At 65.2% G+C, this 19,936-nt stretch carries 13 protein-coding genes; 3 read left to right on the top strand and 10 right to left on the bottom strand.

Going from position 1 to position 19,936, the window contains the following annotated elements; genetic code table 11:
* Positions 1 to 1,971 (bottom strand): AMP-dependent synthetase/ligase, encoded by a 1,971-nt coding sequence (locus tag AC1RQC_RS23445; protein WP_492884790.1) that lies wholly within the window; start codon positions 1,969 to 1,971, stop codon positions 1 to 3.
* 236 nt (positions 1,972 to 2,207) lie between these two features.
* On the opposite strand from AC1RQC_RS23445, the gene AC1RQC_RS23440 reads away from it, so the two are divergent.
* The gene (locus tag AC1RQC_RS23440) at positions 2,208 to 2,876 is read left to right on the top strand and encodes a Crp/Fnr family transcriptional regulator (protein ID WP_492375597.1); all 669 of its coding nucleotides are present in this window, start codon (positions 2,208 to 2,210) and stop codon (positions 2,874 to 2,876) included.
* Positions 2,877 to 2,934: 58 nt separating this feature from the next.
* Here AC1RQC_RS23440 and AC1RQC_RS23435 read toward each other — a convergent pair whose 3' ends face one another.
* The 5 genes from AC1RQC_RS23435 to AC1RQC_RS23415 all read right to left on the bottom strand — a co-directional run bounded on the left by AC1RQC_RS23435 (position 2,935) and on the right by AC1RQC_RS23415 (position 10,435).
* Positions 2,935 to 4,479, bottom strand: coding sequence for a methyl-accepting chemotaxis protein (locus AC1RQC_RS23435; RefSeq protein WP_492810424.1), 1,545 nt, complete (start codon positions 4,477 to 4,479; stop codon positions 2,935 to 2,937).
* Positions 4,480 to 4,935: 456 nt separating this feature from the next.
* Complete coding sequence (locus tag AC1RQC_RS23430) at positions 4,936 to 5,790, bottom strand: 3-hydroxybutyryl-CoA dehydrogenase (RefSeq protein ID WP_492810422.1); 855 nt, start codon at positions 5,788 to 5,790, stop codon at positions 4,936 to 4,938.
* Positions 5,791 to 5,862: 72 nt separating this feature from the next.
* Positions 5,863 to 6,297, bottom strand: a complete 435-nt coding sequence (locus tag AC1RQC_RS23425; protein WP_492884831.1) for an HIT family protein — start codon at positions 6,295 to 6,297, stop codon at positions 5,863 to 5,865.
* Between the two features lie 111 nt (positions 6,298 to 6,408).
* Positions 6,409 to 9,729 carry a fused isobutyryl-CoA mutase/GTPase IcmF gene (icmF, locus tag AC1RQC_RS23420; protein WP_492884788.1) on the bottom strand — a complete coding sequence of 1,107 codons (3,321 nt, stop codon included), beginning with the start codon at positions 9,727 to 9,729 and terminating at the stop codon, positions 6,409 to 6,411.
* Positions 9,730 to 10,096: 367 nt separating this feature from the next.
* Positions 10,097 to 10,435 carry a DUF2917 domain-containing protein gene (locus AC1RQC_RS23415; protein ID WP_441632199.1) on the bottom strand — a complete coding sequence of 113 codons (339 nt, stop codon included), beginning with the start codon at positions 10,433 to 10,435 and terminating at the stop codon, positions 10,097 to 10,099.
* Positions 10,436 to 10,618: 183 nt separating this feature from the next.
* On the opposite strand from AC1RQC_RS23415, the gene AC1RQC_RS23410 reads away from it, so the two are divergent.
* A complete protein-coding gene (locus AC1RQC_RS23410) occupies positions 10,619 to 12,025 on the top strand; it encodes an aminotransferase-like domain-containing protein (protein ID WP_309405371.1) in 1,407 nt (468 codons plus the stop codon).
* A gap of 12 nt (positions 12,026 to 12,037) precedes the next feature.
* Here AC1RQC_RS23410 and bcaP read toward each other — a convergent pair whose 3' ends face one another.
* The 3 genes from bcaP to aptA all read right to left on the bottom strand — a co-directional run bounded on the left by bcaP (position 12,038) and on the right by aptA (position 17,169).
* Positions 12,038 to 13,432 (bottom strand): branched-chain amino acid transporter BcaP, encoded by a 1,395-nt coding sequence (gene bcaP, locus AC1RQC_RS23405; protein WP_492375594.1) that lies wholly within the window; start codon positions 13,430 to 13,432, stop codon positions 12,038 to 12,040.
* A gap of 832 nt (positions 13,433 to 14,264) precedes the next feature.
* Complete coding sequence (locus tag AC1RQC_RS23400) at positions 14,265 to 15,782, bottom strand: CoA-acylating methylmalonate-semialdehyde dehydrogenase (protein ID WP_492375593.1); 1,518 nt, start codon at positions 15,780 to 15,782, stop codon at positions 14,265 to 14,267.
* Positions 15,783 to 15,837: 55 nt separating this feature from the next.
* On the bottom strand, positions 15,838 to 17,169 hold the full coding sequence (gene aptA, locus AC1RQC_RS23395; RefSeq protein ID WP_492375592.1) for an omega-aminotransferase AptA: 1,332 nt from the start codon (positions 17,167 to 17,169) through the stop codon (positions 15,838 to 15,840).
* A gap of 355 nt (positions 17,170 to 17,524) precedes the next feature.
* Here aptA and AC1RQC_RS23390 point away from each other — a divergent pair, with 355 nt between their 5' ends.
* Positions 17,525 to 19,030: an aminotransferase-like domain-containing protein gene (locus AC1RQC_RS23390; RefSeq protein ID WP_492810540.1), complete on the top strand. Its 1,506-nt coding sequence runs from the start codon at positions 17,525 to 17,527 to the stop codon at positions 19,028 to 19,030.
* A gap of 39 nt (positions 19,031 to 19,069) precedes the next feature.
* Here AC1RQC_RS23390 and AC1RQC_RS23385 read toward each other — a convergent pair whose 3' ends face one another.
* Positions 19,070 to 19,648 carry an acyloxyacyl hydrolase gene (locus tag AC1RQC_RS23385; RefSeq protein WP_492375591.1) on the bottom strand — a complete coding sequence of 193 codons (579 nt, stop codon included), beginning with the start codon at positions 19,646 to 19,648 and terminating at the stop codon, positions 19,070 to 19,072.
* Between the last annotated feature and the right edge of the window lie 288 nt (positions 19,649 to 19,936).

The following is a 19,936-nucleotide window of genomic DNA, read 5'->3' as shown; positions in this document are numbered from 1 at the left end:
TCATGCTGCGCGCTTCGCGCCGGCGGTGGCCGGGGGGAAGCGCTTTACATCGACCAGCTTCAACGTGGCCGAGACGCTGCCTTCACGCCCGTCCTCGAACTTCACGCGCGTCTCGATGAACTGCTCCGGCTTGCCGGCGTACAGCGCTTCGATCAGCGACGCGTATTTCTCGGCGATATAGCCACGACGCACCTTGCGCGTGCGGGTGAGCTCATCGTCGTCCGGATCGAGTTCCTTGTGCAGGATCAGGAAGCGCGAAACCTGCGAGCCAGCCAGCATGGCATCGGCGGCAAGGTCGGCATTCACCTGCTCGACGCACTCGCCGATCATGGCGATCACCTCTGGCTGCGCCGCCAGGTCGATGTAGCCCGCATAGGCCAGGTGGCGCCGCTCGGCCCAGTTGCCCACGGCATCGAAATCGATGTTGATGAACGCGCAGACGCTGTCGCGGCCGGTGCCGAACGCCACCGCTTCCTTGATATAGGGAAAGAACTTGAGCTTGTTCTCGATGTACTTGGGCGCGAACATGGCGCCGTCGGACAGCTTGCCCACGTCCTTCGCGCGATCGATGATCTTGAGGTGGCCATCGGCGTCGATCACGCCAGCATCGCCGGTCATGAAATAGCCTTGGTCGTTGATCGCCTCGCGGGTGGCATCCTCGCGCTTGTAGTAGGCCTTCAACAAGCCCACGCCACGCACCAGCACTTCGCCGTTCTCGGCAATGCGGATCTCCATGCCCGGCGCGGCGGGCCCGACCGAATCGAACTTGACCTTGCCGTCCGGCTGCAGGCAGACATAGGCGCAGGTTTCAGTCTGGCCGTAGAACTGCTTGAGGTTGACGCCGATGGAGCGATAGAAGCGGAACAGGTCCGGGCCAATCGCCTCGCCCGCCGTGTAGCCCACGCGGATGCGGCTCATGCCGAGCACATTGCGCAGCGGCCCGAAGATCAGCGCCTCGCCGGCCGCGTAGCGCAGGCGGTCGGCCAACGGCACCGGATTGCCGTCGAGGATGTCGGTGCCGCAGCGGCGCGCCACGCCCATGGCCCAGTGAAAGAGCTTGCGCTTGATCCAGCCCGCATCTTCCATGCGGATCATCACCTGCGTGAGCAGGTTTTCATAGATGCGCGGTGGCGCGAAGTAATAGGTGGGACCGATCTCGCGCAGGTCGGTCATCACCGTCTCGCGCGACTCCGGGCAGTTCACGGTAAAGCCCGCCACCATGGCCTGCGCGTACGAGAACAGGTTGTCGCCCACCCATGCCATCGGCAGGTAGGACAGCACATCGTCCTTCGCGGTCAGGCCATCGAACGCGCAGCCGTTGCGCGCCGCGCCGATCAGGCCGCGATGCGAGTGGCACACACCCTTGGGCTTGCCGGTGGTGCCGGAGGTGTAGAGGATGATGGCGGTATCGTCAGGCTCGCCCGCGGCAACGGCCGCATCGAAGTAGCCGGGATTGGCGCGATCGAACTCGCGGCCGATCTCCTGCAGGCGCTGGTAAGACATCAACGCCGGATGATCGTAGTCGCGCAGCCCGCGTGGGTCTTCATAGATGATGTGGCGCACCTTGCGGCCCTGCGCGGCAAGCTGCTCCTCCACCTCCAGCAGCTTGTCCACCTGCTCCTGGTCCTCCACGATGGCGAAGTCGATCTCGGCATCGTTCAGCACATAGATCATCTCGCCGGCAATGGCATCCTGGTAAAGCGGCACCGGCACGCCGCCCATGGACTGCGCCGCGCTCATGGCCCAGTACAGGCGCGGCCGGTTGTCGCCGACCACCGCCACGTTCATGCCGCGGGCAAAGCCCAGCGCAGCCAGGCCGCACGCGAGCGCGCGCACCTCCTGCGCGGTCTGCGCCCAGCTATAGGTTTGCCAGATCCCGAGATCCTTCTCACGGTAAGCCGGGCTTTCCGGCCGCTGCTGCGCATGCGCAAGCAACAAGCGCGGGAAGGTCGTCGCCGACGGTTCCTGCATGGATATCTCCTGTCCCTCCGGCGCGGGGGTCCGCCACCGGTGCCAAGCCTGCTGCCGCTGGTTATACTTGGCCTGTTTTGCCCGGCGGTGTTTGTGCCGCGACGCAACAAGCCCGCCGCGCCTGTCCTGGCGCGCATTCGCGGTTCGTGGTGATCGTAAGATAGTCCATGCCATTTCCCCCGGTTGTCACGCCGATGACAATTCCGGGTTAATCCCTACGGGAAGGTTCCCAGGCCATGCTCAACGATTTCGTCGACCGCTGCGTGTGGGCAGCCGACCTCAGCGAAGAACAACGCGACATCGTCCGCCGCGCCATGTGCGTGCGCGAATATAGCCAGGGCGACTATGTCTGCCATAAAGGCGATATGGCGGAACACTGGCTGGGTGTGCTGGAAGGGATCGTCAAGATCACTACCGTATCGCCTTCCGGCAAGTCGGTCACATTCACCGGCGTGCCTACGGGAGGCTGGTTTGGCGAAGGTGCCGTGCTCAAGGGCGAAATCCGCAAGTATGACGTGATGGCGCTGCGGCGCTCGCGCATTGCGTTCCTGCCGCGCGAGACTTTTCAGTGGTTGCTGGATACCAGCTTGCCGTTCACGCGGTTCCTGCTGACGCAGTTCAATGAGCGGCTGGGACAGTTCATTGCCGCCGTGGAATACGAGCGGCTGCTCGATATCGATTCGCGTGTGGCGCGCGCCGTGTCGTCGCTGTTCAATGAGCACCTGTACCCTGGCCTGGGGACCACGCTGGAGATTTCGCAGGAAGAAATCGGACTGCTGGCGGGCATATCGCGGCAGCGGGCCAACCAGGCGCTGAAGGTGCTGGAGCAGCAGGGACTGGTGAAGGTCGACTATGGCGTGATCGAGGTATTGGACCTGGAAGGGCTGCGGCAGTACGGCGAGTAGGGCCGCCACGCCCCTCGCAGCTATCTTGCGGCATAGCCCGATGCGGCGTGGCGCGCAGTCAACGGAATACGCTGACCGCTTCCACCAGCCGGTTGGCCTGTTGTTTCAGGCTCTGTGCGGCGGCCGCGCTCTGCTCCACCAGCGCCGCGTTTTGCTGGGTGATGCGGTCGAGGTCGCCGATGGCATCGCCAACCTGGCTGATGCCCGCGCTCTGCTCGGACGTAGCCAGGCTGATCTCGGCGATCAGGTCGGAGACGCGCCGGACCTGGGCCACGATGTTATCCATGGTCTGGCCGGCGTCGTTGACCAGTTGCGCCCCCGAGTCGACCTTTTCCACGCTGGCGCCGATCAGCGCCTTGATCTCCTTGGCCGCGCTGGCGCTGCGCTGCGCGAGCCCGCGCACCTCGCCGGCCACCACCGCGAAGCCCCTGCCCTGTTCCCCGGCCCGCGCGGCTTCCACCGCGGCATTCAGCGCAAGGATATTGGTCTGGAAGGCGATGCCGTCGATCACGCTGATGATGTCGCCGATCCGCTTCGAGCTGCTGCTGATTTCCTCCATGGTCGCCACCACCTGCGACATCGCCTTGCCGCCCTTGGCCGCCTCGGTACTGGCGGAGCCGGACAACTCGTTTGCCTGCGCCGCGGTCTCGGCATTGCTCTTGACCGTGGCCGTCATCTGCGTCATCGACGACGCCGTATCCTGTACGTTGGATGCCGCCTGCTCGGTACGCACGCTCAGGTCGCCATTGCCCTGCGCGATCTCGCTGCTTGCGCCTTGCACGTTCAGCACCTGCTCGCTCACATCGTCGATCAGCCAGCGAAACATCAGGCCAAGCTGGCTGATCGTGCGCAGCGTCATGCCGATCTCGTCCACGCGGTCCAGATGCTCGACCTGCTGGCTTTCGCCGGACGCCACGCGCAGGGCCTGTGCCATGACCCGCTCCAATGGCCGCGAGATCTGCGCCTCCAGCCAGCCGGAGACCAGCAGCAACATGGCGGCGACGATGCCGCCCAGGCCGGCCAGCGGCATCCCGCTCATGCCAAGCGCCGCGGCACCAATGACCGAGGCCGGCAGCAAGGTTGCCAGGGCGCCGCGGATGCGCCAGCGCACCGGCATGGTCTTGAAGGCCGACGCCCACCGCTTCCAGCCGCCCTGAATGATCAGACCCTTGTGAAAACGCCGTTGGCCCGCACTACCCTCGCGAAAGTCCTGGTAGAGCCGCCCGGCGGCGTCAATCTCCTCGCGCGAGGGCTTGGTGCGCACCGACATGTACCCCACCGGCTTGCCATTGCGCACTAGCGGCATGGCGTTGGCGCGTACCCAGTAATGGTCGCCGTCCTTGCGCCGGTTCTTCACCAGCGCCGTCCAGGGCTCGCCGCTCTTGAGCGTGGCCCACATATCGGCGAAGGCCTCGGCCGGCATATCCGGGTGCCGCACGATATTGTGGGGCTGGCCCTGGATTTCCTCGCGTGTGAATCCACTGACATCGACGAAGGCCGCGTTGGCATAGGCAATACGGCTCTCGGTGTCGGTGGTCGACATCAGCGTCGCATTCTCAGGCAGTTCGTATTCGCGCTGCGAGACGGGTTGGTTGTTGCGCATAAAGATTCCCCATCGGTTTTCCAAAGCACGCGCGGCGCACAGGCTGTGCCACGACTGCGGCGGCGCGTAGTGCATCTCAGCGTTTACGGATATGTCTATACAAAGCTTTAGCGATCAGGGATGAATAAGCCATTCATCTGGCTTTACCTTGATCGAGATTGATTTCACCTAGCATTTGTCGGATTTTTCGTCACCACAAGCTTGACAATATTTTTTAATACGATCGTGCTATTAAGAATAAATTGATATCGATTCTTATTTAAAAACCCAGGCAGACAGCAAATAGCCAGGAGCTGCAAGAGGCAGTTTTCATTGATCGCGACAGGCTGGAGAACCCCGCAGGCCGGGGCGTTGCGCGAACGAAAAAAAGCTGGCGACGGATCGCTCCGTTGCCAGCTTTCTTGGCTCCCCCCGCCTGTGAGGAAGGGGGACTTTCAGCCTTTTACTGCTTCAATGTCACTTGCTGTAGACGTACACACCGCGGCCCGTCTTGCGGCCGAGATAGCCCGCCGCCACCATTTCGCGCATCAGCATGGCCGGACGGTATTTCGGGTCGGCAAATTCGGTGTACAGCACCTCCATCACCGCCAGCATCGTATCCAGGCCGATCATGTCAGCCAGCGCCAGCGGGCCGATCGGGTGGTTGCAACCCAGCTTCATGCCTTCGTCGATTTCTTCCGGCGACGCCAGGCCTTCGCCCAGTACGCAGAACGCCTCATTGATCATCGGGCAGAGAATCCGGTTGACCACGAAACCCGGATTGTTCTTCACGGTGATCGGGTACTTGCCGAGGTTCTTCGACAGTTCTTCCACCAGCGCGTGCGTGGCATCGCTGGTCTGCAGGCCGCGGATCAACTCCACCAGGGCCATCATCGGCACGGGGTTGAAGAAGTGCATGCCGATGAAATTGCCCGGGCGGCTGGTGACGGCGGCCAGCTTGGTGATCGAGATCGATGAGGTGTTGGACGCGATGATCACGTTGTCGCCGACGATGCTGTCGATCTGCTTGAGGATCTTGACCTTGAGGTCGAAGTTCTCGGTAGCGGCTTCGATCACGATATCGGCGGCCTTGAGCGCGTCATAGGACGTGGAGCCCTTGATGCGCGCGAGTGCGGCGTCCTTGTCGGCTTCGCTGATCTTGTCTTTCTTGATCAGGCGATCCAGGCTGCTGCCCACGGTGGCGATGCCCTTGTTCACCGCTGCGTCGCTGATGTCCACCATCACTACGTCCAGGCCCACCACGGCGCACGCTTGCGCGATGCCGTTGCCCATGGTGCCGGCGCCTACGATGCCCACTGTCCTGATTCCCATCTTGTCTTCCTTGTTGCTGGTTGCTTGATTCTGGCGTGGCGCGCTGCGGTCACGGCGCACCGATGTATCTGGTCAGGCTTCGCGCAGCGCGGCAATGATGCGCTCGGCGTGCTGGCTGAGGATTTCCGGATCCTGCATGTCGCTGCCGTGGCCGCGCAGGGTGCGCTCGGCGTAGCGCGGCACGATGTGGAAATGCACGTGCGGCACGGTCTGGCCCGCGGCGGCGCCGTTGAACTGGCCGATCGAGATGCCGTCCGGCGAGAAGGCGGCGCGCACCGCGCGGGCGACGCGCTTGGTGGTGCGGATGGCGGCTTCGGCGCCGGCGTCGGAAAGGTCGAACAACTCGGCGGCGGGTTCCTTGGTCACGACCAGCACGTGGCCATCCGACTGCGGCATGATGTCCATGAAGGCCATGGTGTCGGCGTCTTCATACACCCTGTTGCAAGGCAATTCGCCACGCAGGATGCGGGCGAAGATATTGTTGGGATCGTACACGGTACTCCTGATTGGTCTTGGTCTTGATCTTCGCTGGCGCTCGCTGCCCGCAAGGCGACGCGGCTGGCGCAAACGTCAAGTTTAACGCAGGGGCCTCGCACCAGACAGCCCCTGGCGGACGGATCACATATTGCGGCGGTACTGGCCTCCTACCTCAAACAATGCATGCGTGACCTGCCCGAGCGAGCACACGCGCACCGCATCCATCAGCACCGCAAACACATTGTCGTTGTCGATCACAGCCTGGCGCAGCCGCTGCAGCATGGCCGGCGCCGCATCCGCATGACGGGCGTGGAAGTCCGCCAGCCGCGCAAGTTGTCCCTGCTTCTCCTCTTCGCTGGAACGCGCCAGTTCGAGCGATTGCGGCGTAGCGTCGCCATTGGGATTGCGGAACGTATTGACGCCGATGATGGGCAGCGTGCCGTCGTGCTTGCGTTGCTCGTAGTACAGCGACTCGTCCTGGATCTTGCCTCGCTGGTAGCCCGTCTCCATCGCGCCGAGCACACCGCCGCGCTCGGCGATGCGCTCGAACTCCTGCATCACCGCGTCTTCCACCAGGTCGGTCAGCTCATCGATCAGGAAGCTGCCCTGGTTGGGGTTCTCGCATTTGGCCACGCCCCACTCGCGGTTGATGATGAGCTGGATCGCCAGCGCGCGGCGCACCGACTCGCCGGTGGGCGTGGTGATGGCTTCGTCGTACGCGTTGGTGTGCAGCGAATTGCAGTTGTCGTAGATGGCGATCAGCGCCTGCAGCGTGGTGCGGATGTCGTTGAAGTCGATCTCCTGCGCGTGCAGCGAGCGCCCGGAAGTCTGGATGTGGTACTTGAGCTTCTGGCTGCGTTCATTGGCGCCGTACTTGTCGCGCAGCGTCACCGCCCAGATGCGGCGCGCCACGCGGCCCAGCACGCTGTATTCCGGGTCCATGCCGTTGGAGAAGAAGAACGACAGGTTGGGCGCGAAGTCATCGATATGCATGCCGCGCGCCAGGTACGCCTCCACATAGGTGAAGCCGTTGGACAGCGTGAACGCCAGTTGCGAGATCGGGTTCGCTCCCGCCTCGGCAATGTGATAGCCGGAAATCGACACCGAGTAGAAATTGCGCACCTGGTGATGGACGAAGTACGCCTGGATATCGCCCATCACCTTGAGCGAGAACTCGGTCGAGAAGATGCAGGTGTTCTGGCCCTGGTCTTCCTTGAGGATGTCGGCCTGCACCGTGCCGCGCACGTTCTGCAGCACCCACGCGCGGATCTTGGCTTCCTCGTCGGCGGTGGGCTCGCGGTTGTTGTCGGCGCGGAATTTGTCGAGCTGCTGGTCGATGGCGGTGTTCATGAACATCGCCAGGATGGTGGGCGCGGGCCCGTTGATGGTCATCGACACCGAGGTCGACGGGCTGGTGAGGTCGAAGCCGTCGTACAGCACCTTCATGTCGTCGAGCGTGGCGATCGACACGCCCGAGTTGCCGACCTTGCCGTAGATGTCCGGGCGGGTGTGCGGATCCTCGCCGTACAGCGTGACCGAATCGAAGGCGGTGGACAGGCGCTTGGCATCCAGGCCCTCGGAGACCAGCTTGAAGCGGCGGTTGGTGCGAAAGGCATCGCCCTCGCCGGCAAACATGCGGGTGGGGTCTTCGTTCTCGCGCTTGAAGGCGAACACACCGGCGGTGTAGGGGAAGCTGCCCGGCACGTTCTCGCGCAGCAGCCACTTGAGCACTTCGCCATCGTCCTCGAAGCGCGGCAGCACCACCTTGCGCACCGTGGTGCCGGACAGGGTCGTGGTGGTGAGCGCGGTACGGATTTCCTTGTCGCGGATCTTCACCACGTATTCGTCGCCGCTGTAGGCCTTGCGCATCTCCGGCCACATCGCCAGCAGCTTGCGCTCCTGCGCGCCGAGCGCGGCGTCGCGCTCGGTGGCGAGAGCCTGCAGCGCTTCGCCCTGGCCCTCTTGACCGGAGGCCGCCAGCAGCATGCGGCGCGCCTCGCGCAGTTGCTGGCGCTCGCGCGCCAGCCGGCTCTGCGCGTCCACGCGGCGATGATAAGCGCGCACCGTGTCGGCGATCTCGGCCAGATAGCGGCTGCGCGCCGGCGGGACGATCACGTTCTGGCCGGTGGAGACACGTCCGCTCAACTGCGGCAGCACACCGGCCGGCGCACGCATGCCGCGCGCGCACAGCGCTTCGCGCAGGCCCTGGTAGAGCATGGTCACGCCGTCGTCGTTAAAGCGCGACGCCTGGGTGCCGTACACCGGCATCTCCTCGGGCTTGGCATGCCACTGCTCGCGGTTGCGCTGCACCTGCTTGGCCACGTCGCGCCACGCGTCCTGCGCGCCCTTGCGGTCGAACTTGTTGATGGCGACAAAATCCGCGAAGTCCAGCATGTCGATCTTCTCGAGCTGGCTGGCCGCGCCAAACTCCGGGGTCATCACGTAGAGCGACAGGTCCACGTGCGCAACGATGGCCGCGTCTCCCTGCCCGATGCCCGAGGTCTCGACGATGATCAGGTCGAAGCCGGCCACCTTGCAGGCCGCCAGCACATCGGGCAGCGCCCGCGAGATCTCCGAGCCGGCCTCGCGCGTGGCCATCGAGCGCATGAAGATGTGCGGATGGTTGATCGCGTTCATGCGGATGCGGTCGCCCAGCAGCGCGCCGCCGGACTTGCGGCGCGACGGGTCGATCGAGATCACCGCGATGGATAGCGCATCGCGCTGGTCCAGCCGGATGCGGCGGATCAGCTCATCGGTCAGCGAGGATTTGCCCGCGCCGCCCGTGCCGGTGATGCCGAGCACGGGTGTCTTCACCTTGGCCGCCTCGGCGCGCAGGGCGTCGGCCAGCGCGGGATCCGCCTTGCCGTTTTCCAGTGCCGTGATCAGCTGCGCGAGCGCGCGGCGGTCGCCGCCTTTCATCGCATCGAGCGTGGTGGGGGCATAGCGCGCCAGGTCGATATCGCAGCGCTGCACCATGTCGGCGATCATGCCCGCCAGGCCCAGGCGCTGGCCGTCCTCCGGGCTGAAGATCCGTGCCACGCCGTAGGCTTGCAACTCGCGGATCTCGTCCGCCACGATCACGCCGCCGCCGCCGCCGAACAACTGGATGTGCTCGCCGCCACGCTGGCGCAGCAGGTCCACCATGTACTTGAAATACTCGACGTGGCCGCCCTGGTAACTGGAGATGGCGATACCCTGCACGTCTTCCTGCAAGGCCGCGCTGACCACCTCTTCCACTGAGCGGTTGTGCCCCAGATGGATCACCTCGCAGCCCGAGGACTGCAGGATGCGCCGCATGATGTTGATGGAAGCGTCGTGGCCGTCGAACAGCGAGGCCGCGGTGACGAAGCGCACCTTGTTGACGGGCCCTTTCGGTCCCTGCGCGTGATGGGGAGCACCCGGTTGAGCGCCGGGTTGAGCGCCGGGTTGAGCGCCCTTCTGCACATCGGAAAGATCGGTCATTGTCTCCACCATGTTCGGTGTTCTGGCTGATCGCATGACGTCCATGGCTGCCGCTCTGGAGGCGGCTCGGATCTGACACGCGAGCGGTCTGGCTGGTGCCGGCGCAACGGCTTGATTATATGACGTTTACGTTAACGGCAATCAATCCACGGGAGCGCCGAATACCGCGCGGCGCGGCCAGCCATATGAACATCCTCGCATAGTTGGCGCGACGATGTGGAGGGAGGGAGCGAGGCATCGGGGGAGTTCGACGCCGGCAAACGGCATTTTGGAGAGCGCACGACCAGACACTTGGCCAGGCTTCCACCAATACGGATGGGAGCGGGATGACCGGACACGCGCTGCGCGCGGTCCGGCCGAGATCCTCTCAGAGGCCCGGTTCCGGGCACTGGCCGGCACCGGAGCCACGGCGCTCGCCAAAGCGGCGCTTCAGCGCACTCGCCAGCCCGCCCAGCCAGCGCCACGACGACGGGGCCGGCGTCTCGGCCAGCGTGAAGCGCGCGCCCTCGCTTTCGCCCGACAACCATACCCGGGCGCCGGCAGGCAGCGCAAAGACGGCTCCCGGCAGCAGCCAGATGTCCGCGTGGTGGCCTTCCACCGTGAGCCAAAGGCGGCCTTCGACCGCCTTCACGCGCTGGCCTTCGCGGGCGCGCCAGCTCACCGGCTGGCCCAGTTCATCGAATTCGAAGATCCTTAGTTCGCGCATTTCATCACTCCTGTTCTGCATGGCGGCCATGTCTCTCGTGCCCACCGGCCCAGCCAGTGCCGGCACTTCCGCCGCATGCCTTCCATTATTCACAGCGCAAACTACAATCCCATGAACAGTTGCGAACAGTTTGACATGAACTGTTCAGTAGTTTTTCCTGACACTTTCCCCTGCACCCTGCCGATGAAGCTGACCCTCGTTCCCGCCACCGGCGTGCCCCTGACCGACCAGATCGTCAACGAGGTCAAGACCTGGATCAGCGCGCGCGAGGTGCGCCCGGGCGCGCGCCTGCCGTCGATCCGGCAGCTCGCGGCGGAGCATGGCATCAGCCGTTTCCCGGTGATCGAGGCTTATGACCGGCTGGTATCGCAGGGCCTGCTCGATTCCCGCCACGGGTCGGGCTTCTTCGTCGCCGACAGCCCGCTGCTGGCGCGCGGCGCCAATGGCTGGTCGGACCCGCGTCTGGCAGAGGATTTGTCAGGCCATATCCTGGAGCAGTTCAACCATCCCAGCGCCACGCTCAAGCTGGCGGGCGGCTTCGTGCCCGAGAGCTGGCGCGACGTGGAAGGGCTGACCCAGGCCATCCGCCAGGTCTCGCGCAACGACATCAACAGCGTGATCCACTACGCCACGCCGATGGGCAGCCCGGAGCTGCGCCAGCACGTGCTGACCCGCGTGCGGCAGCTCGGCATCGCGGCGGAGCTGCCGCAGGTGCTGATCACCACGGGCGCCAGCCAGGCGCTGGACCTGGTGGTGCGCCGCCTGCTCAAGCCAGGCGATACGGTGTTCGTGGAGGATCCTGGCTACTACAACCTGTTCGGCCTGCTGCGCCTGCACGGGGTGCGGCTGGTGGGGGTGCCGCAAACCCGCAACGGCCCGGACCCGGACGCCGCCGAAGCGCTGCTGCGCGAGCACAAGCCCAAGCTGTTCTTCACCAACAGCGTGCTGCAGAACCCGACCGGCTCGACCCTCTCGCCGCCGGTGGCGTTCCGCCTGCTGGAGCTGGCGCGCCGGCACGGCTTCCGTTTTGTCGAGGACGATATCTTCTCGGACTTCCAGACCAACTACACCGACCGGCTGGCCACGCTGGACCAGCTTGAGCACGTGATCTACATCGGCGGCTTTTCCAAGACGGTGTCGGCCTCGCTGCGCGTCGGCTACCTGGTGGCCGACAAGGCGCTGGTGAAGGACCTGGTGGATGTGAAGGTGCTAACCAGCGTAGCGGGCTCGCATTTCGCGGAGAGCGTGACGGCGGCGCTGCTGGAGCGCGGCGCCTACCGCAAATACATGGAGCGGCTGCGGCTGCGGGTGCGCCAGGCCACCGCGCGCGCGGTGCAGCACCTGGGCGACGCCGGCTGGGAAGTGTATTGCGAACCGGCGGGCGGCAACTTCCTGTGGGCTCGTACGCGTGGGATCGAGGATTCGCGCGAGCTGGTGACCTTGGCCGAGCAGCATGGGGTGACACTGGCGCCCGGCAATTACTTCCGGCCGGGCGGCGAGGGCTCGGCCTGGATCCGCATCAACTCCGCCTTTGTCGAGGAGCCGCGCGCGCTGGCCTTCCTGCAGGAAGCCGGAGCGCGCGAACGGTAAGCGCAGGCGGCGTCAAGCGCCGCCGTGCAGCACCGCGTTGCGGCGCGCGTAGAGGAAGTAGATCGCTAGGCCAAGCGCCAGCCACGCCAGGAATGCCACCCAAGTCAGCGCCTGCAGGTGGGCCATCAGGAACAGGCAAAAGCCCACCGACAGCAGCGGCACCACTGGCACACCAGGGCAGCGGAAAGCGCGCGGCAGATCCGGCCGCGTCTTGCGCAGCACCAGCACCGCCACCGAGATCAGCGTGAAGGCGGACAGCGTGCCGATATTGATCAGCTCCGCCAGCACATTGAGCGGCACGAAAGCCGCAATGAAGGCAAACACGATGCCCACCGTCCACGTGGCGAAGAACGGCGTGGCATGCACCGGGTGCACCTTCGACAGCCGCTCCGGCAGCAGCCCGTCGCGCGACATGGCAAAGATGATGCGGGTCTGGCCGAAGGTCATCACCAGGATCACCGTGGTCATGCCCAGGATGGCGCCGAGATCGACGAATCCCGCCACCCAGTTCTCGCCCGCGTACTGCAGCGCCAGCGATACCGGATGATCGATGCCCGCGAACTTGGCGAAGGGCACGATGCCGGTCATGATGGCCGCCACCGTCACGTACAGCACGGTGCAGACCGCCAGCGAGCCGATGATGCCGATCGGCAGGTCGCGGCGCGGGTTGCGCACTTCCTCGGCGGCCGATGTCACCGCGTCGAAGCCGATAAAAGCGAAGAACACCAGCGCGGCCGCATTGAAGACGCCTTCCAGCCCAAACGGCGCGAACGGATGCCAGTTGGCCGGCTTGACGTGCCACACACCCACCCCGATAAAGAGCAGCACCACCGCAATCTTGATGGCCACCATCACGTTGTTCAAGCGCGCCGACTCGCGCACGCCGTAGGACACGACCCAGGTGATCAGCAGCATGATCACGGCAGCCGGCAGGTTGAACAGTGTCTGCACGCCCGGCACGGCACCGGGTGCGGCGGTGAGCATGACCGGCAGGTGAATACCGAAGCCCGCCATCAGCGACTGGAAATAGCCCGACCAGCCCACCGACACCGCCGAGGTCGCAAGACCATACTCAAGCAGCAGATCCCAGCCGATCATCCACGCCACGATCTCGCCGAGCGTGGCGTAGCTATAGGTGTAGATAGAGCCGGAGACGGGGATAGCGGACGCGAACTCGGCGTAGCAGAGCGCGGCAAACCCGCAGGCGAGCGCGGCGATCACGAAGGAGACGGTCAGCGCCGGGCCGGCCGTGAGCGCGCCGGTGCCCGTCAGCACGAAGATGCCGGTGCCGATGATGGCGCCGATGCCCATCAGGATCAGGTCGACGGGACCGAGCACCTTTTTCAGTCCATCATCGCGGGCGGCGGCCAGCATGGCCTCGATGTTCTTGGTGCGGAACAGACTCATCGGTGGGTACTCCTGGCGCGCTGGGCGGCTTTGAAAAGCGGCGTATTTTAGCGTGATGGGGTGGGCGGATTCGTCACTTTTGGGTTGGTCGGTGTTTCTTTGATCGGCGTTGGCATCTTGCACCCAAGAGCCATACGACATCCCCCTGCGGGGGCTGCCGGTCACTCTTCTTTGCGTCGGCAAAGAAGACTAACGAGAAGAAAGCCGACCCTGCCGGGCGCAGAGCAATCAGGCTTATGTGGGGCTGTGGTTTCGTCGTGCGGCCACAGTTCTGCTGGCATCTGCCGGCACCGGTTTGTAGGGCATCGCAATGGCATGGCACATGGGTTTCGTTGTGGGGCCCCTGACCTCGTGTGCGGTGACCATTCCCACATCTGCCGTTACCGGCGCGAAGCACCACGACACATCGCCCGTCAGTGGTTTCGTGGTGGGGCGGGCGCGGTGGTCAAGGTCTCGGGCATATCAACCCGGTGCCACCGCGCCCACGACGGAACCGGTGCGCCTGCAACTTCGTGGCCGGGCACGCCGCGAGCGACAGACGGCTTGAAGCAAGTGATGTCTGCTACCGGGGGCCTCACCACGAATCCCGGAGACTGGCAGGTTCGTGGCCGGTCAAGCCGGTACCGGCAGATGCCCGCCGGCACTCCGGGCCATACGACGCAACCACAGCCCCACATAAGCCTGATTGCTCTGCGCCCGGCAGGGTCGGCTTTTTTCTCGTTAGTCTTCTTTGCCACCGACGCAAAGAAGAGTGACCGGCAGCCCCCGCAGGGGGATGTCGTATGGCTGTTGGGTGCAAAGGCCAACGCCGCTCAAAGAAACACCGCCCCCCTCACTTAGCCACCGGCATCGTAAACTCCGCCCCCTTCCCAATACTGTCCGGCCAACGCTGCATGATGCTCTTGTAGCGCGTATAGAAGCGGATACCTTCCTCGCCGTAGGCATGATGATCACCGAACAGCGAGCGCTTCCACCCCCCAAAGGAATGCCACGCCATCGGCACCGGGATCGGCACGTTGATGCCCACCATGCCCACCTGGATCTGGCGCGAGAACGCGCGTGCCACGCCGCCGTCGCTGGTGTAGCAGGACACGCCGTTGCCGTACTCGTGGCCGTTGATCAGGTCCACCGCTTCGGCCAGGTCATGCACGCGCACCACCGACAGCACCGGGCCGAAGATCTCTTCCTTGTAGATGGTCATGTCCGGCGTGACGTTGTCAAACAGCGTGCCGCCCACGTAGAAGCCGTTCTCGTGCCCGTCGACCTTGTGGCCGCGGCCGTCGGTCACCAGCTTGGCGCCCTCTTCCACACCCTTGGCGATATAGCCTTCTACCTTGGCCTTGTGCGCGGCGGTCACCAGCGGGCCCATCTCGGCATCATCTTCCATGCCGTTGCGGATCTTCAGCGACCGCGCGCGTTCGGCCAGGCGCGGTACCAGCTTGTCGGCGACATCGCCCACCGCCACAGCCACCGAGATGGCCATGCAGCGCTCGCCGGCCGAGCCATAGGCAGCGCCGATCAGCGCGTCCACGGCCTGGTCGAGGTCGGCGTCGGGCATCACCACCAGGTGGTTCTTGGCGCCGCCCAGGGCCTGCACGCGCTTGCCGCGCTTGGTGCCTTCGGTGTAGATGTACTCGGCGATCGGCGTGGAGCCGACGAAGGACAGGGCCTGCACGTCCTTGTGCGCCAGCAGCGCATCGACGGCTTCCTTGCCGCCTTGCACCACATTGAACACGCCATCCGGCAGGCCGGCCTGCTTGAGCAGGTCGGCAATCAGCAGCGAGGGCGAGGGATCGCGCTCGGACGGCTTGAGCACGAAGGTGTTGCCGCAGGCCAGCGCCACCGGGAACATCCACATCGGCACCATCACCGGGAAGTTGAACGGCGTGATGCCGGCCACCACGCCCAGCGGCTGGCGCAGGTTCCAGTTGTCGATGCCGCCGCCGATGTTGTCGGTGAAGTCGGTCTTGAGCAGGTTGGGAATGCCGCAGGCAAACTCAACGATCTCCACACCGCGGGTGACTTCGCCCTTGGCATCGGAGAACACCTTGCCGTGCTCGCGCGTGATCAGCGCGGCGAGGTCGTCATGGTGGCGGTCGAGCAGCTCCTTGAACTTGAACAGGATGCGCGCGCGCTTGAGCGGCGCGGTCTCGGACCAGGCCGGGAACGCGGCGTGGGCCGCAGCCACAGCGGCGTCCACGTCCTGCGCCGAGCCGAGCGCCACGCGCCCGGCCACGGCGCCCGTGGCCGGGTTGAAGACGTCGGCAAACCGCTCCGACGAGGCGGCGCGCACAGTCCCGCCAATGTAGTGCGCAATGTCGGCGATCTGCCGGTTCTCTGCGATGTTCACGTCAGTGTTCCTTGTCTTGTCTCTGCGGCCACGGCATTCGCTGCAATCACTGCAATCACTTCAGTTCTTGCAGCACCTTCTTCACGGTGTCGAACATCTCTTCGATCTGCGCCTCGGTGATGATCAGCGGCGGCGAGAAAGCGAGGATGTCGCCGGTGAAGCGCACCAGCACGCCGCGCTCCAGGCATTTCAGGAAGGCCTCATAGCCACGCGCGCCGGGCTGGCCGGGACGCGGCTCCAGCTCGATGCCGGCGACCATGCCGAGGTTGCGGATGTCCTTCACGTGGGGCGCGCCGCGCACGGCATGCACCGCGGCTTCGAACTTCGGCGCCAGCTCGGCGGCACGGCCGAACAGGTTCTCGTTCTTGTAGATATCCAGCGTGGCGATGGCCGCGGCCATCGCCAGCGGGTGGCCGGAATAGGTATAGCCGTGCAGGAACTCGATGGCACCCGGCGCCGCGGCGTTGACCACGGTGTCGTGCACTTCGCGCCGCACCGCCACCGCGCCCATCGGCACGGCTGCGTTGTTGATGGCCTTGGCCATGGTGATCAGGTCCGGCGTGACCTTGAAGCGCTCGGCGGCGGTGGCCGCGCCCAGGCGGCCGAAGGCGGTGATGACCTCATCGAAGATCAGCAGGATGCCGTGCTTGCTGGTGATCTCGCGCAGCTTTTCCAGGTAGCCCACGGGCGGCACCAGCACGCCGGCCGAGCCGGCCAGCGGCTCGACGATGACGGCGGCGACGTTGGACGGATCGTGCAGCGCCAGGATGCGTTCCAGGTCGTCGGCCAGGTGCGCGCCCCAGGTCGGCTGGCCTTTGGAGTAAGCTGCTTCGGCAATATTCAGCGTGGCCGGCAGGTGGTCCGTGCCGGGCATCAGGTTGGCCGAGAAGGCCTTGCGGTTGGGGCCGATGCCGCCCACCGCCATGCCGCCGAAGCCAACGCCGTGGTAGCCGCGCTCACGCCCGATCACGCGGGTGCGCTGGCCTTCGCCACGGGCGCGGTGATACGCCAGCGCGATCTTCAGCGCGGTGTCGACCGATTCCGAGCCCGAGTTGGTGAAGAAGATGCGGTCCAGCCCGGCCGGCATGATGGCTGCCACCTTGGTGGCGGCCTCGAAGGTGAGCGGGTGGCTCATCTGGAACGGCGGCGCGTAGTCCAGGGTCTGCACCTGGCGGGCGACCGCGTCCGCGATCTCCTGGCGGCAATGGCCGGCAGCGACGCACCACAGGCCGGCGCAACCGTCGAGGATCTGGCGGCCGTCATGCGAGGTGTAGTACATGCCGCTGGCGGAGTCGAGCAGGCGCGGGGCCGCCTTGTACTGGCGGTTGGCGGTAAACGGCATCCACAGGGCATCGAGATCAGGGATAACAGTCTTGGCGGCATCCATACATCCTCCTCAGGAGCAATTGGCATTGGCTTGGGCGGCGGCTGGCGCCGCCCGGGTTGTCAGGTGATTCTGGTGAATGCGGCCACTGTAGCGGCCCGGCCCGGCTTAAAGAATATACGGTCGACAGAACATCGCCTTACCGTACAGTTAAGAGTGAGACAACTGTACAGATCAAGAATTGCTCGAACCGGGCGACCGCAGCCGCGGATCCAGCCACCCCGCTCGCCACAGCGGCCAAAGTCCCGCCAGCTGCCGGATTCACGTTGCAGCGCTGCAAAGCCTCGCGCCGCCGTGAGGCTTCCCACCGAACCGGTACGGCCATTAAACTGTACAGGTCCATCCTTACATGTCACGCATGCTTAACCTCGATCTTGTCCGCAGCCGGCGCAGCGGCGACACCCTCACCGAGCAGATCGTGGCGGGCATCGCCAGCCTGGTGGACCGGCGCGTGCTGCGCGCCGGCGCGGCGCTGCCGTCGGTGCGGCGCTTTGCCCAGCAGCATGGGGTCAGCACCTTCACCGTGGCCGAGGCCTACGGCCGCCTGACCGCGCTGGGGTACCTGAGCGCGCGGGTGGGCTCGGGCTACACGGTGGCACACCGCCATGCCCCCGCCGGCCAGGCGCCGGCGGCACGCTGGGAGGCACCGGGGCTCAACGCCGCGTGGCTGCTGTCGGATGTGTTCGCCGATCATTCCGTGCCGATCAAGGCGGGTGCGGGCTGGTTGCCCGGCGACTGGCTCAACGAGGAAGGGCTGCACCAGGCCATGCGCGCCGCGGCGCGGGTGCCCGCGGCGCAGGTCTCGGGCTACGGCCACCCATACGGCTTCGCCGCGCTGCGCGAGCATATCGCCGCCGGGCTCAGCCAGTACGGCATGCCGGTGCAGGCCCAGCAAGTGGTGCTGACCCAGGGCGCCACGCAAGCGCTGGACCTGGTGGTCCGCACGCTGTTGCGCCCGGGCGACACCGTGCTGGTGGAAGACCCCTGCTACTGCAATCTGCTGCAGATCCTGCGCCTTGCCGGCTTGCAGGTGGTTGGCGTGCGCCGCACCGCCAGCGGGCTCGACACCGACGCGCTCGACCATGCCATCCGCACCCGCGCGCCACGCGCGCTGTTCGTCAACACGGTGCTGCAGAACCCCACCGGCGGCACGCTCACCAGCATGAACGCGCACCGCGTGCTGCAACTGGCCGAGCAGTACCGGCTGCTGGTGGTGGAGGACGATATCTACCGCGAGCTGGCGCCGCCTGGCTCACCCATGCTGGCGGCCATGGACGGGCTCTCGCACGTGATCTACGTCAACGGGTTCTCCAAGACCATCACGCCATCGCTGCGGGTTGGCTACCTCGCGGCCAGCCCGGAGCTGGCCAAGGCACTCGCACGCACCAAGATGGCCGTGGGGCTGACGTCATCGGAAGTGACCGAGCGGCTGGTGTACTCGGTGCTGACCAGCGGCCACTATGGCCGACATGTGGCGGCGCTGGCCGAACGGCTGCGCGCCCAGCAGGACCGGATCACGGAGAAAATGGAAGCCCACGGGCTGGAGGTGATGCTGCGCCCGGAAGGCGGGATGTTCGCCTGGGCAAGGATGCGGCCGGAAGACGGCGGCGACCAGGCCGCGCTGTCGGGCAACCGCCTGGCGACGCTGGCGCTGGAGCATGGCATCTGGCTGGCGCCAGGGTCTTACTTTGAACCGGAAGAAGGCGACTCGCCGTGGATACGGTTCAACGTGGCAACCAGCGATGAACCCGCGCTGTGGCGATTTTTTGACGCGCTGCGCAGCAGGCAGGCGCAAGGCGCGGAAACGGAATCCATCTCCCGCGGCCTGCGCGCCCCGCGCGCAGGCATGGTCAGGCTGGCCTGAGCGTCATGGCTTCAGGCCAAGCCAGCCACGTTTGCAGGATCAGAAGCGATAACGCACGTAACCCGTGTAAAAACCGCTGCCCGGATTGGGCTGCTTGATACCGGCGTTGGAGACGTGCTGGTAGCGGAAACCGGCTTCGTACGCGGTCTTGGGGCCAAAGGCCATGCCCACGCCGATCATGTCGGAGAACTGGAACAGGCTGCCGGAGCGGTGCTCGTCGGAGGTGGCCTTATGGCTCATCATGCGCACGCCGACGGAGGCTTCCAGGAACGGCACCAGCGAGCCGCCGCGCTTTTCCACGCGCAGGATCGGCGAGAAGCCGAATTCGGTCACATTCTGGTGATTGGTACCGCTGCGGGCGTTCCATTCGGCCAGTTCGGCCTCCCACTGCAGCTTGGCCAGCCAGCCCTGCGGGTTGCCCCAGGCAAAGCCGGAGTCCCAGTTCACGCCAACTTCGTACTTGTCGATGTTGTGGCCGGGATCGCGGCCAAAGGCCACGTGCACCCCTGGATCGGCGTGCGCGGCAGCGCATGCGCCGAGGGCAGCCATGGCGCCAAGCGCCTTGATACGTGTTGCAAGCCGACGGGCAAGGCCGGCGTTCTTCTTATCGATGGTCATGTGCATGGTGGGTGGTAATTACCGCGAAGAATGGCAAGTCCTAGCGAAAACCTTGCCACCTCCCAGCGGCAAAGCCGACCACCCGTACTCAGGACCAGAGGCGTTCCACCACCCAGCCCGCGGTCACGCAGATCGCGAGCCAGGCGCTTAGGCACCCGGCAATAAATCGGTAAGTCATGGTCAATTTCCGCAACAATCGCTTAGGGACAAGCGAATCATTACGGAATTATACATCCGTTCATGAATGTATGTTGAGGCAGGAGAAATCGGGCTAGGGCTCAACGTATC

The organism is Cupriavidus sp. GW822-FHT03E04, from assembly GCF_058801495.1.
The sequence above is the reverse complement of the archived record's forward strand: the minus strand, read 5'-3'. Positions and strand labels throughout refer to the sequence as shown.